Origin of the sequence: Saccharospirillum mangrovi, from assembly GCF_003367315.1 — a bacterium.
Lineage (GTDB): Bacteria > Pseudomonadota > Gammaproteobacteria > Pseudomonadales > Natronospirillaceae > Saccharospirillum > Saccharospirillum mangrovi.
Genome location: NZ_CP031415.1, coordinates 292,953 through 305,981 on the forward strand (window position 1 = coordinate 292,953; position 13,029 = coordinate 305,981).

The window sequence follows — 13,029 nt, forward strand, 5'->3', positions numbered from 1 at the left end:
CCAACCCTGCCTCGGCGGCAATGCTGTGCTCTGTTTAAGAGCTTTACCGTCCGAGGCGCACTACGCCTCGGACGCCTTTCCCCAAACCAACCCGCCACCGCCGGTCTGTCCGTAACCGGGGTCTCAGCGGGCTTTTTTATGTGGCGCGGTTCACACTTGCTGGAAAAACCGTCAAACTGTTGTCGAAAACAATAAGAGTGGTCGGCTGCGACGTTTCTGCCCAGGCCGCTACACGCCAGGAAACTTTTGATGCCCTATCAGCTGTTAATTGCCGACGACCACCCCCTGTTTCGTGATGCTTTGACCATGGCGCTGCGCACCGGCGAGCTGGCGGACTGCCGCATCGAACTGGCGTCAACGCTGGAAGAAACGCGGGCGCTGCTGCAAACCGGGTCGGAATTCGATTTGTTATTGCTCGATTTACGCATGCCCGGCAGCGAAGGGTTTTTCGGTTTAGTGCAGATTCGCAAGGAATTCCCGGATGTACCGCTGATCGTGATTTCCGGCAGTGACAATCCGGCGATCATCGCTCGGACCCGCGCCTTGGGTGCCTTGGGGTTTATTGCCAAGTCGGCGCCGACCGCTGCCATTCAGGCCGCCGTGGCGCGGGTATTGGCGGGTGATGAAGTCTGGCCGGAAGGTCTGCCGAGCCGCGATGAAGACGCCGAAATGGCCGACACCGCACGGCGCATCAATGAACTGACCGACCAGCAACTGCGCGTGCTACAGCAGTTACAACGCGGCCGGCTGAACAAACAGATTGCTTACGACCTGTCGATTTCCGAAGCCACGGTCAAAGCGCACGTCACCGCCATTTTCCGCAAACTGGGTGTGTTGAACCGCACGCAAGCGGTGATTCTCGCCAATCGTCTCGTCATCGAAGCCGACCCCAGCCTGCAAAGCTGATCAACTGGCCCGGGCGCGCAGCAAAGCGCGCAGGGCTGCCGGTTTGACCGGCTTGCGCAGGAACCCCAACCCCAATTGTTCCGCTTGGGCGCGTAACTGTTCATCCGGGTGCGCGGTAATCAGAATGCCCGGCACGCTGTCGTTCCAACGCGCCAGCAACCGCGGGTACAGGCTCAGGCCGGTTTCGGTTTCGCCCAGGTGGTAATCGAGCAATACCAGATCCGGCGTGGGTGCGTTCAGTGCTTCGTCGGAGCCGTGCGCGAAATCGGTCTGGCAACCCCAGCGTTGCAGCAAGGTCACCAGTGCATCGACGTTCTGCGGTTCGTTGTCGATTACCAAGACCCGGAAGCCGAAATCGCCCTGTTCGCGATGCGCCAGCACCGGCATAAAGGGCACCACACGATTCATCTGGCCGCGCGGCAGGCTGACTTCAAAACAGGAGCCAAACCCCGGCCGCGAGCGCACCGTGACCGGGTGATTCAGCAATTGGCTGAGCCGGGCGACAACGCCCAAGCCAAGGCCAACGCCCTGGGCTTCGCGGCTGTGTTGGTCGAGCCGGGTGAAGTCCTGAAAGATGCGCTTCAGGTCTTGATCTTCGATGCCCAGGCCGGTGTCCCAAACCTGAATGATGACGCGATCGCCACGCACACGAGCGCCGAGCAACACCCCGCCAGCGCGGGTGTATTTGATGGCGTTGGACACCATGTTCTGCAAAATCCGACGCAGCGAATTGGGCACCGACACCACGCTCAACTGCGTTGCCCGCACCCGCAGAATCAGGTTCTTTTCTTCAGCCACGGGCGCAAATTCGTTGCGCAAACTTTCGAACAGCGCACCCAGATTCAAGGATTCAGGTTCGACCGGCTGTTCGTTGCCATCGAGGCGGGCGATTTCCAGCAAGGTCGACATCAATTCCTCGGTGGTGCGCAGCGATTGGTCCAGTTTCAGCAGCGTGCTTTCGCCGGGCCATTGCTCAGTCAGCGAGGCGGCGTAGAGCCGGGCCGCGTTCAGCGGTTGCAGAATGTCGTGGCTGGCGAGCGCCAGAAAGCGGGTTTTGGAGGCGTTGGCGCGTTCGGCTTCGCTCTTGGCGGCGAACAGGGCGGCCTCGGCCCGTTCGCGTTCTTTGATCTCGTCGCGCAGCGCTTCGGTGCGTTCGGCAACACGCATTTCCAGGGTGTTTTTGGCTTCTTCGAGCTCGTCCTGAGCGCGCACGAATTCGGTGATGTCGTTGAACGTTGTTACAAAACCGCCGCCAGGCAAGGGGTTGCCGCGCATTTCAATCACCGAGCCATCGCTGCGTACCCGAATAAAGCGATGCGGCGAGGCTTGTTTTAAATGTTCCAGCCGGCGGCGGACGTGTTCGTCCGGTGAGCCCGGGCCGCATTCGCCGTGTTCGGCGTTGTAGCGCACCAGGCTGGCGACCGGCACGCCGACGCGAATCATGCCTTTGGGGTAGGCGTACATTTCCAGGTATTTGCGGTTCCAGGCGACCAGACGCATGTCGCGGTCGATCACCGAGACGCCGTGGTCGATGTTTTCCAGCGTCGCTGACAACACCTTTTGGTTGAACTGAATGGCTTGGGTGGTTTCGTCGAAGAAAGTCACCACGTCTTCAAAATTCAAATGCCGGCCAGACAACGCCGAATGCATCAAGGCGCGCGCCGAACTGGCGCCAATCACGCCCGACAACGTGCGTTCGACGTAGCGGATGAAATCCGGCGCGGGTGGTTCCTGATCGTGCAGTTGCAGGTGGTTGACGCGTTCGAAGTCTTCGACCAGTTCGCGGCTGCGGCCAACGCCGGCGAAGCGTTCCAGCATCGACACCATATCGGCCACGCGAATGGTGATCTTCTTCGGCACCTGGCCCAACTGGTGCAGATGCTCGTCCATTTTGACGTAGGCGGTGGCCTGCATGCGGTCGTTCAGGCTCGGATGCGTGCGGCGCGATACCCAGACGTAGAGCGTGACGTTGGCGATTAAACTGAAGAAGACGCCGTGGCTTAACGAGTCGGTGAATTCAAACCCGAACAAGGCTTCCGGGCGCAGCCAACTGAAACCAAACAGGCCGTCGCTCAGCAACGATTCCGGCAGCATGGTGGAGCGCACCAGTGTCGGCAGCATCAGCGTCCAGCCCCAGATCAGCGTGCCGACGATCATGCCCGAATAGGCGCCCCAGGCGTTGCCTTTGGTCCAGTACAGCCCGCCGATCAAAGCGGGCATCAGTTGCACGACCAGTGAGAACGCCAACAGGCCGATGGTGGAGAGTTCGTCGATGGTGCCGAACGAGTGGTGGTACAGCCAGGCGGCGAGAATCACCGCGATGATGGCGCCGCGCCGCACCAGAATCAGCAAAGGGCCGACCTGGGCGTGCGGCTCTGCCAGTCGGCGGTGCATCACCAGCGGTAAAACGACGTCGTTGCTGAGCATGGTCGAGAGCGTCAGCGTGGTGATGACGATCATCGCGGTCGAGGCTGAAAACCCGCCGATGAACACCAGCGCCGACAGCCAGTCTTGCTGGCTGGCTTGGGGAATCAGCAGCACGTAGGTGTCGGCGTTGACGCTGCCAACCGGGAACAGCGACAAACCGGCGGTGGTGATGGGCAGAATGACCAGACTGATCAGCAGCAGATAGGCGGTGAATACCCAGCGCGCGACCTTCACATGCGCGCGGTCGGTGTTTTCCACCACGGTGACGTGAAACTGCCGGGGCAATACCAGAATGGCGCTGGCCGCCAGAATCACCTGGGTGATGAAGTTCAGCGACGGGCCGTTCCAGTTGAACACGCCCATTTGCCGGTAGACCTGCGCAAATTCGCCCGGGCCGGTGAAGAACACAAACATCACGAAAATCGCCAGGCTGATCAGCGCCGCCAGCTTCACCACCGATTCAAACGCGATGGCGAACATCATGCCGCGATGGTGTTCCGACACGTTGACCTGGCGTGTGCCAAAGAGCGCTGCGAAACAGATCATCGCCAGGGCCACCATCAAAGCGGTGTCGGTGATGCCGCTTTGCACCATCATTGCCGGGTCGACCAGCACTTCCAGACTGGTCGTCACGGCTTTCAGTTGCAGCGCGATGTAAGGCACTCCCGCCAGCGTACAAATGCCGGTGACCAGCAGCGCAATGCCGTTGCGTTTGCCGTAGCGTGAAGCGAGAAAGTCAGCGATGGACGTGGTGTTCTGGCGTTTGCCGATCTTGACCAGCTTGTGCAGCAGCGGGCCGCCGAAGATAAACACCAGCATCGGGCCCAGATAGATGGGCAGAAAATCCCAACCGCCGCTGGCAGCGCGGCCGACGCCACCGTAATACGTCCAGCTGGTGCAATAGACCGCCAGCGACAAGGCGTAGATGGTCGCATTCACCCAGTTGGGCCAGCGTCTTTCTTTCTGGCGGTCGCCAAACAGCGCCAGCCCGAACAACAGCGTCACGTAGCCTAACGCCAGCATGAAGATGGACCAGGGGTTCATCACCTAGGCAACCTCGTCTTTGTTATTATGGCGCCGCTCGCGTCGGCGGTGATCTCAGGCGGCGGCTGTTGCGAATAGTATCAGAAAGCGCTGACGGCACCGCATGAGGCCGATAGGCCGGGCAAATTTAATCTTGAGCCGTTTGAAGCGTATAACTATCAACCCGTGTCACCGGTTGAATCGTCAGCGACGCGACAGTCACGTTAGCGTCGCCTCAGTTCTGGAAGCAGTGAATGACAGAATCCACGCAACACCCGCCCGTTCGTTTTGGTCGCCTTGGCGTTTTGTTGGTTAATCTGGGCACGCCGGATGCGACCGATTACTGGAGCGTGCGGCGTTATCTGAAAGAATTCCTCTCCGACCGTCGTGTCATCGAATTGCATCCGCTGCTGTGGTGGCCGGTGCTGCACGGCCCCATTCTGACGTTCCGGCCGCGTAAATCGGCCGAGGCGTATCGCAAGATCTGGCTGACCGACAGCAATGAATCGCCGCTGCGTTTTTACACCCGGCGGCAGGCGGAGCGTTTGCAGGAACGGTTCGACGATGTCGTGGTTGATTGGGCGATGCGTTACGGCAAGCCGTCTATCGCCGAACGCATTGATGCGCTGGCAGACGCCGGTTGCGATCGACTGCTGGTGGTGCCGCTCTACCCGCAATATTCGGCCACCACCACGGCGTCGGTCACCGATGCGGTTTTCGACGCACTGAAACGCAAACGCTGGCAGCCGACGTTGCGGGTCGCCCATCCCTGGCACGACCACCCGGCGCACGTGCAGGCGCTGACGCAGCGCATCAGAACGCAGCTCGGCGCGTTGGATCAGGAACCGGAAGTGCTGCTGTTTTCGTTCCACGGTCTGCCGCAGAAATACTTCGACCTGGGCGATCCTTATTACTGCCATTGCCAGAAAACCGCACGCCTGGTGCGCGAAGCCCTGGGTTGGCCGGAAGACCGGGTTCGCATCACCTTTCAAAGCCGGCTTGGCCCAACGCAATGGCTGAAACCCTACACCGCCGAGGTGTTGAGCCAGTTACCAGCGCAGGGCGTCAAGCGCATTGCCGTGGTGATGCCGGCGTTTGTATCGGACTGCATTGAGACGCTGGAAGAAATCGGCATCGAAGGGCGCCGTACCTTTCTGGAAGCCGGTGGCGAAGCCTGTGACGTGCTGCCGTGCCTGAACGACAGTGACGACAGTATCGCTATGTTGGAAACCATCGTGACGCAGGAATTGTCGGGCTGGCGCTGAAAGGGCTGGACTGAAAAGTAGAAAACAGACTGGGGAAATTCGGGACGGGTCGGAGAGTGTTAAGCGGCCTTGTTCTTGTTTTTGGCAGGCCTTAAATAAAAACAGCGCCCTTGTTCTTGTTTTTGGATGGGCGCTTATCGTTCTTATCTCACCCCGTTGTTGTTGTTATTGAGGGGCGTCTTTATCGTTGTGCGGGGATAAGAGCAGGTGCTGTGCCAGTTTTAAAAAATCCTTTTAAAACAATAATTTAAAATTGACTGATCAAATAACGATCAGTTTCATTCTCGTTTACGGCTTCTTGACGTGTGAATCGGTAACACTTCGCAGGCGCCAGTAACATCGCCGGAAACAACTGTGTGGTTTCTGTAATCGTTTTCACTGATAGCCGGGTGCGCCGGTCGCGTTTTTGACGCCACTGTGCGCCAAAGGCGTTACAATCCCGGCCCCTTCCAAACAGGCAAAAAGGTGTCACGCATGTTCAAGTTTCTGAAAGACTGGTTTGGTGGTTCGGCGTCTGCCGGCGGTGCCAAGCAGGTTCGCGGTGAGACGGTGGAATACAACGGCTACCGCATCACACCGACGCCGCTGGTGGAAGGTGGGCAGTTTCGTGTCAGCGGGGAGATTGAATCTGTGGCGGACCCGGAGAAAAAACATTCGTTCATCCGGTCCGATCTGGTTGCCGGCCAGGACGAAGCCTGCGATTTCACCGTGCTCAAAGCCCGTTTGATGATCGACCAGCTGGGCGATTCTCTGTTCGACCGCTAAAGCGTTAATGGTGCCCGTAGTGGTCGAGAAACATCGCCACACTGCTGCGGGCAATGCGCGCCATTTCGGTTGCATCGGGAATGGGCGCATGGCCGATCATCTGCGGCCAGAAGGCGCGGCCTTTGATCAGGCTGAAAAACTGGGTGGTGGCGGTTTCCGGATCGTCAGTGTTCAGCCGGCCGTCGGCCACCGCCAGCCCCATCCAGCGCCGCGCGCCGCTTTCCTCTTGTTCCATCCAATGCCTGGCCCGTTCAGCCAATTCCGGTGAGCGCGCAAATTCGGTCAGCACCACAGCCGTCAGCCGTAAATAATCCGCCGATTGCAGCAATGCCAGTTCGCGCTCGGCGATGGTCAGCAACTGCGCCTCCAGCGGGGCGTCCGTTTGGTAAGGCACATCCGTAGCCGTTTGCGCCTGGTGCCAAATCTGGCGGGTGATGCTTTCGAACAAACTTTCTTTGCTGGCGAAGTGGTTGTAGACGGTGCGCTTGGACACCTCGGCGCGGTTGGCGACCCGATCCATGTTGGCGCCTTGAAATCCGAAGTCCTTAAATTCCTCTGCGGCCGCTTCCAGGATGGCTTGGCGTTTGCGCGCGCTGACGCTCAGTTTGACGGTCATAGTGCTTCGTCTGAGTTGGCAAGAAGTCACAATATTACACTCGCCGGTTTACTCTTTAAATCCTAAAAGTAAACTGATGCGTATAGTTTTTGCGTCGCTGTTTGGGATTCCACTTATGCAACCCCGTACTTTGGCTGTGACAGCGGCGGCGCTTGCCATTGCGCTGACAGGAGGCTTTATGGCTCACGAACTGACATCCACTCAGGTTCAGACCGGATCGGAAAAAAACACCGATAACGGCCGTTACACCAACATTGATCCGATGCGCCCCAACGCCTCGATGTTGAGCATTCTCAAGCGGTATTTCTTCGAGAAAAGTGACCGCTCACAACCGCAGCCGGGCGTGATTCCCGTTGAGCAAATGACCGCGGCGGAGCTGTTGGCCGGAGACGACGACCGGCTCTATCGCCTCGGCCATTCGTCGTTGCTGTTGCGGCTGGATGGCGAAATCTGGCTGACCGATCCGGTGTTGTCGAAACGCGCTGCGCCGGTGCAGTGGGCCGGGCCAAAACGCTTTCACGAATTGCCGATTCAGGCGCAGGATTTGCCAGCCATTTCCGGCGTGCTGATTTCCCACAACCATTACGACCATCTGGACAAAACCAGCATTCGCCAACTGCACGATAAGGTGGCGCGTTTCCTGGTGCCGGAAGGCGTGGCGGCGACCCTGATTGAGTGGGGCGTGGCGGCGGAAAAAATTCAGGAATTTCGTTGGTGGGAGTCGGCGCAAATCGGTTCGCTGCGCTTTACCTCTACGCCGGCGCAGCATTTTTCCGGCCGCGGTTTGTTCGATCGCGATGCGACTTTGTGGATGTCGTGGGTGATCGAGACGCCGACGCAGAAAATCTTTTTCAGCGGCGACAGCGGTTATTTTTCCGGCTTCAAAACCATTGGCGCGGCGTTCGGCCCGTTTGATCTGGCGCTGATGGAAACAGGTGCTTACGACCCGGCCTGGCCGGGCGTGCACATGACACCGGAGGAAACCTGGCAGGCGTATCGCGACCTGAACGCCAATCGTCTGTTTCCGATTCACAACAGCACTTTCGATCTGGCGTTACACGCCTGGTTTGATCCGCTGGAGCGGTTGGCGACGCTGGCAGAAAGCCAGGGTCAGTCGCTGGTGACGCCGCGCATCGGCGCGCCCTTGGCGTTGGCGGGTGTGGCCGACAGCCAGACCGAAGCCTGGTGGCGGCCGTTAATGCAGTGAGCTGAACTCAGTTCAGCGTTTGGCGGTGCTCAGAAAAGAGCGCCGTCACTTCATCGCGGTCGAAGCGGTATTGCTGGTGGCAGAACTGGCAGTCGCTGTGAATCGCTCCTTCCTCGTCCACTACTTGCAGCGCTTCGGTTTCACCCAACGTCAGAATGGCATTGCCGCAGCGTTCGCGGCTACAGGTGCATTCGAAATGCAGGCCGTGGCTGTCGAACAGCCGGACTTGCTCTTCGTGGAACAACCGATGCAGCAGCGTTTCGTTGTCCAGATTCAGCAGTTCGTCGTCGCTCAGCGTATCGGCCAGATGAGTAACGCGATCCCAGGCGTCGGTGTCGCTGCTTTGCAGGCTGCCTTCGCTGGCCGATTGCGGCATCGCCTGAATCAATACACCGGCGGCGCTTTGGCCGTCGGCGGCCAGCCACAGTCGGGTACGAATCTGTTCTGATTGCCGGAAGTAGTCTTCCAGGGCGCGGCTTAATGTCTGGTCGTTGTCGTCAATCGGCACGATGCCCTGGTACCGCTTGCCCTGATCCGGTTCGATGGTGATCGCCATCTGGCCTTTGCCGAGCAGTGCGGCGCTGTCGCTGAAATCGTCGGTGTATTGGGCGATGGCGCGCAGTGCCTGGTGATCGCGACACTCGGCCATCAGCATGCGCACCTGACCGGCACCGCGCACTTGCAGACTCAGCCGGCCTTCGAATTTCAGGGTGTCGCTGAGCAACGCCACAGCGGCCATGAATTCGCCCAGCAAGCGCTGCACCGGCTGTGGGTAATTGTGCTTGCTCAACACATCCTGATAGCTCTGGCGCAGCCCGGTGATTTCACCGCGAATCTGGGATTGGTCGAACAGGAAACGTTGCGTCTGGTCTGGGCTGCTCATGGCAAAAAGTCGTCCGCGTTCAGGAATTGGGTCAGGAATTCAGCGTGTCTTTCAGGCGGCGAATGTCGCGCCGTTCTTTCTTGTTGGGCCGATGATCCGGCGCCAGTTGGTGCGCTTGCTGGGCTTTGCGCAGGGCGGCGCGTTGTTCGCGCTGTTCAATCGATTCGGGTGTTTCGTTGTATAGCAGCCGCGCTTCGGGCGCGCCACGGCGTTTGTCGCTGATCGCCTCGATGATCACCGTCATTTCATCCCAGCCCAGGCGCAGACGAATCTGCGCGCCGGTTTCCACATTGCGGCTGGGTTTGGCGCGGGCGCCGTTGTAATGCACCTTGCCGCCTTCGACGGCGTCTTTAGCCAGATTGCGCGTCTTGTAAAAGCGGGCGGCCCAGAGCCATTTGTCGAGCCGTACCGGCGTGCTGTCGCTCATGCCGTGCCTGGTGTTCATCGTTGGAGCGCCCAAGATGCGGGCCAAGGTCGCCTTCTGCAAGGGGCGACGTGTAAACTGCCGCTTCACTCTGTTGTGGCCTGTTGCTCTATGTCGTCCGAGCCGGTTTTCGATTCGCAATTGCTCGCCGCTTTGTATCGCCTGATGCAAAACGCCGGCGAGCGCATTCTGGCCGTTTATGGCGACGCCAGCCGCTGGCAAACCGACCGCAAAGCCGACGATTCGCCCGTCACCGCTGCCGACATCGCCGCCAGCGACGCTCTGGTGGCCGGGCTGCCGTTGCTGATCGACCGGCCGGTGCAGTCCGAAGAAGCGGTGCAGCCGTGGGACGAGCGTCGTCATTGGCAGCAATACTGGCTGGTCGATCCGATGGACGGCACCAAGGAATTTCTGCATCGCAGCGGCGAGTTCGTTATCAACGTGGCGTACATGGACGACAACCAGCCGGTGTTCGGCATGATCTATCAGCCAGTGACCGGCATCGCCTGGTGGGGTGGCACTGACGTTGCCGCTCAAATGGGTCGGCCGGATCAGCCGCAACCGCTGCGTGCGGGTCGTTCTGGAGAGGCGGTGCGGGTATTGGGCAGCCGGCGTAGCGACTGGCGGGGCCAGTGGCGGCCGCGATTGGAAAATGCCGGTTTTGTGATCGAGACCGAATCGGTCGGTTCAGCGTTGAAATTTATGCATCTGGCGGCGGGTCAGGCGGATTTGTATCCGCGCCTGGGGCCGACCAGTGAGTGGGATACCGCCGCGCCGCAAGCCATTCTCGAAGCCGCCGGTGGCGCTTTGGTGCAGTGGGATGGCGCGCCGCTGGAATACGGCAAAGCCAATACGCTGAATCCGGAATTCGTCGCCGCTTCGGATCCAGACCTGTTGCGCGTGGTGCTGGATCCTTAGTCGGCGTTTTGTTTGGACTGTTATTCGGTAACTGTTATTCGGTAATCAAAGTCACGCCCAGCTGGCGCGAAATGGTGTTGAAATCGACCGCCACCTGCGCCACCACCTGTCGGGTGTTCTGCCACTGTGTCGGGTCGATGTCACCGAAGGTGTAGTTTTCCGGCAAGGCCGCAACGGCAGCGCGTGCGGTTTGCAGATGTTCACGCAGCATCGCAGAGGTGACGTCGGTTTCGGCGCGGTCGAGCCAGGACGACAGCGGCCCGGCTTCGTCTTCACTGGCTTGCAGCAAGGCCGTTATGCCATCCAGACGCGCCAGCACATGGCGGCGGCCCTGACCGGCTTCGGCACTGAGGTGATGCCAGCTGCTTTCATCCAAAGTGCCGTCGGCGAAGCTGTACGACAGCAGTTCCACCTGCGCCAGTCGTTGCAGGCTTTGCCAGGTCAGACGCATCTGACCATCTTCGGTCAGCAGACTGAAACCGGCGTCGTCCTGCCAGCGGTTGACGGCGATTTGCAGTTGGCCCATCAGGTGGTCAGTTGCCAGACGCAGATAGCGGTGGCGGCGTTCTACCACGGCCGCATCCGCACCGGCCACTGGCAACCAGGATTCAACCAGCGGCTCGCGCCAGAGGAAGTTTTCCACCACCGGGAAACCCAGTGACGGCGATTCGGCGTCCATCATCTGGTGTTGTTCGACCAGATGTTCCAGCGTCAGGTCCAGGCCGCTTTCGTGAATCAGACCGCTGTACGGATAATCCGGCAAACCATCGATGTAACCCGGCTGGTAGGGACGCACGTTGATCAGGCTTTGCAGTCGGCGGAATTCAGTTTGTTCGGTCAGCGTGAAGGCGCGCTGATGGAACGGTCGGAAGCGATTCCATTGCTCATAGCAATTGTGCCAGGCGGTTTGCGCCAGGCCTCTTGTGGTCTCGTTCGGCTGTGCCAGGAAATCGGTAACGCCAGCATTGAGGTTGTCGCAGGCCTGCAAAATGGCCGCGCCCTGACGTTGCGCTGTGCTGCGTACCAGTTCAGCGGCGGCGGTGAAGCCCGGGCCTTTTTCGACCTCTTCGACTTCCTCGGTTTCCGACGACAGCAGGGAATCCAGATCGATCGGTTCTGGTTCCGGGTCGGAGCAGGCGCTGATCACCATCGCCAGTGCCATCACCAGCGTGCCGTTGCGAAGATGGGAGACATTAATGGTCGGCATGAGCTTCCCTCAGACTGATGATGGACCAACCGCGTTGTTCGGCTTCGGCCTGCAGGCGCGCGTCTGGGTTGACCGCGATCGGGTGATCAACCAGCGATAGCAGCGGCAGGTCATTGTGAGAGTCACTGTAAAACCAGGCACCGGTCAATGTCTGCTGATGGTGATCGAGCCAGGTTTGCAGACGCGTTACCTTGCCTTCACGAAAACTGGGAATGCCAATTGGCCGGCCGGTGTAGCGGCCGTCTATCTGCTCGGCTTCGCAGGCGATCAAATGTTCGATGCCCAGGTAGTCGGCAATCGGGCCGGTAATAAAACGATTGGTGGCGGTGATGATCATCAGCGTATGGCCCTGTGCCCGATGCTGGTCGAGCAACGCCTGAGTGCCGGGCTGAATCATCGGAATGATTTTGGCGTCCATAAAGCGCTGATGCAGAGACGCCAGTTCGGCCGGGTCTTTATCGATCAGAAATTCCAGCACGAATTCGAGGTAGGCCTGAATGTCGAGGCGGCCGGCTTGATAGTCGGCGAAAAAACGGTCGTTGGCGGTCAATACAGCGTCGGCGTCCACCAGACCCGACTCGACCAGAAATTCGCCCCAGGCATGGTCAGAATCACCGCTGAGCAGGGTTTGATCGAGGTCGAAAATGGCCAGGGTCAAGACAGCTTCCTTAGGCGTAATACGCGCCCGAGCCGGGCGCTTGAGGGTGCTAAGAGTACGGATTCTGACTAGGCGGTACAAGCGTCAGCGGGGCGTAGACGCACCCGTTTGGTGTTTACAAAGGCTTGTGGAACAATGCCTGCATGGAGGCGCCTGTCGGTGTTAGCCTCCACAGACCCCTCAGGGGCCCGGTGAACCGGCCGGCACCCCGTGCCGGCCCTGCAAAGTGGCAGTGGCGATGATCGATTCCGATGGCTATCGCCCCAATGTGGGCATCATTCTGACCAACGGCCAGAACCAGGTTCTGTGGGCGCGCCGTATCGGTCAGGACGCCTGGCAATTTCCCCAAGGCGGTATCCGCGCTCAGGAAACCCCGCTCGATGCGCTGTATCGTGAACTGCGCGAAGAAGTCGGGCTGGGTGAAAACGACGTCGAAGTGCTCGCCTGTACCCGCGATTGGCTGCGTTACCGCCTGCCCAAACGCATGATCCGCTACAACGCTTTGCCCATCTGCATCGGTCAAAAACAAAAATGGTTTCTGCTGCGCATGTTGAGTGACGACCAGGCAGTGCAACTGAACGGCAGTGACGATCCGGAATTCGACGGCTGGGAATGGGTGTCGTACTGGTACCCGTTAGCCAAGGTGGTGTCGTTCAAGCGCTCGGTCTATCGCCAAGCGCTGGCGGAACTGGCGCCGCGCATCAATCGGGAGCAGCGTATTCGTGGCTGA

At 59.5% G+C, this 13,029-nt stretch carries 12 protein-coding genes; 6 read left to right on the plus strand and 6 right to left on the minus strand.

Annotated elements, in window-relative coordinates; genetic code table 11:
• Positions 1-249 precede the first annotated feature (249 nt).
• Positions 250-906: a response regulator transcription factor gene (locus tag DW349_RS01435; protein WP_108127483.1), complete on the plus strand. Its 657-nt coding sequence runs from the start codon at positions 250-252 to the stop codon at positions 904-906.
• Here the strand turns inward: DW349_RS01435 and DW349_RS01440 are convergent, their stop codons facing one another.
• Entirely contained in the window at positions 907-4,377 is a 3,471-nt protein-coding gene (locus DW349_RS01440) for a PAS domain-containing hybrid sensor histidine kinase/response regulator (protein WP_108127481.1), read from the minus strand.
• Between the two features lie 233 nt (positions 4,378-4,610).
• On the opposite strand from DW349_RS01440, the gene hemH reads away from it, so the two are divergent.
• A complete protein-coding gene (gene hemH / locus DW349_RS01445; protein ID WP_108127480.1) occupies positions 4,611-5,621 on the plus strand; it encodes a ferrochelatase in 1,011 nt (336 codons plus the stop codon).
• Positions 5,622-6,095: 474 nt separating this feature from the next.
• Positions 6,096-6,386 carry an HlyU family transcriptional regulator gene (locus DW349_RS01450; protein ID WP_108127478.1) on the plus strand — a complete coding sequence of 97 codons (291 nt, stop codon included), beginning with the start codon at positions 6,096-6,098 and terminating at the stop codon, positions 6,384-6,386.
• Between the two features lie 4 nt (positions 6,387-6,390).
• Here DW349_RS01450 and DW349_RS01455 read toward each other — a convergent pair whose 3' ends face one another.
• A complete protein-coding gene (locus DW349_RS01455) occupies positions 6,391-7,002 on the minus strand; it encodes a TetR/AcrR family transcriptional regulator (RefSeq protein WP_108127477.1) in 612 nt (203 codons plus the stop codon).
• A 178-nt stretch (positions 7,003-7,180) separates the two neighbouring features.
• Here DW349_RS01455 and DW349_RS01460 point away from each other — a divergent pair, with 178 nt between their 5' ends.
• Positions 7,181-8,209: an MBL fold metallo-hydrolase gene (locus tag DW349_RS01460; protein ID WP_108127475.1), complete on the plus strand. Its 1,029-nt coding sequence runs from the start codon at positions 7,181-7,183 to the stop codon at positions 8,207-8,209.
• A gap of 7 nt (positions 8,210-8,216) precedes the next feature.
• Here the strand turns inward: DW349_RS01460 and hslO are convergent, their stop codons facing one another.
• Both hslO and hslR read right to left on the minus strand, forming a co-directional pair.
• A complete protein-coding gene (gene hslO, locus DW349_RS01465; RefSeq protein WP_108127473.1) occupies positions 8,217-9,092 on the minus strand; it encodes an Hsp33 family molecular chaperone HslO in 876 nt (291 codons plus the stop codon).
• Between the two features lie 31 nt (positions 9,093-9,123).
• A complete protein-coding gene (hslR, locus tag DW349_RS01470) occupies positions 9,124-9,537 on the minus strand; it encodes a ribosome-associated heat shock protein Hsp15 (RefSeq protein ID WP_232819389.1) in 414 nt (137 codons plus the stop codon).
• A gap of 90 nt (positions 9,538-9,627) precedes the next feature.
• On the opposite strand from hslR, the gene DW349_RS01475 reads away from it, so the two are divergent.
• On the plus strand, positions 9,628-10,434 hold the full coding sequence (locus DW349_RS01475) for a 3'(2'),5'-bisphosphate nucleotidase CysQ family protein (protein WP_157954461.1): 807 nt from the start codon (positions 9,628-9,630) through the stop codon (positions 10,432-10,434).
• A 34-nt stretch (positions 10,435-10,468) separates the two neighbouring features.
• Here the strand turns inward: DW349_RS01475 and DW349_RS01480 are convergent, their stop codons facing one another.
• Entirely contained in the window at positions 10,469-11,641 is a 1,173-nt protein-coding gene (locus DW349_RS01480) for an imelysin family protein (protein WP_108127469.1), read from the minus strand.
• Positions 11,628-12,299 carry a histidinol-phosphatase gene (locus DW349_RS01485; RefSeq protein ID WP_108127467.1) on the minus strand — a complete coding sequence of 224 codons (672 nt, stop codon included), beginning with the start codon at positions 12,297-12,299 and terminating at the stop codon, positions 11,628-11,630. Before DW349_RS01485 ends, DW349_RS01480 begins: the two co-directional genes overlap by 14 nt.
• Positions 12,300-12,537: 238 nt before the next feature.
• On the opposite strand from DW349_RS01485, the gene DW349_RS01490 reads away from it, so the two are divergent.
• The gene (locus tag DW349_RS01490; protein ID WP_108127465.1) at positions 12,538-13,029 is read left to right on the plus strand and encodes an RNA pyrophosphohydrolase; all 492 of its coding nucleotides are present in this window, start codon (positions 12,538-12,540) and stop codon (positions 13,027-13,029) included.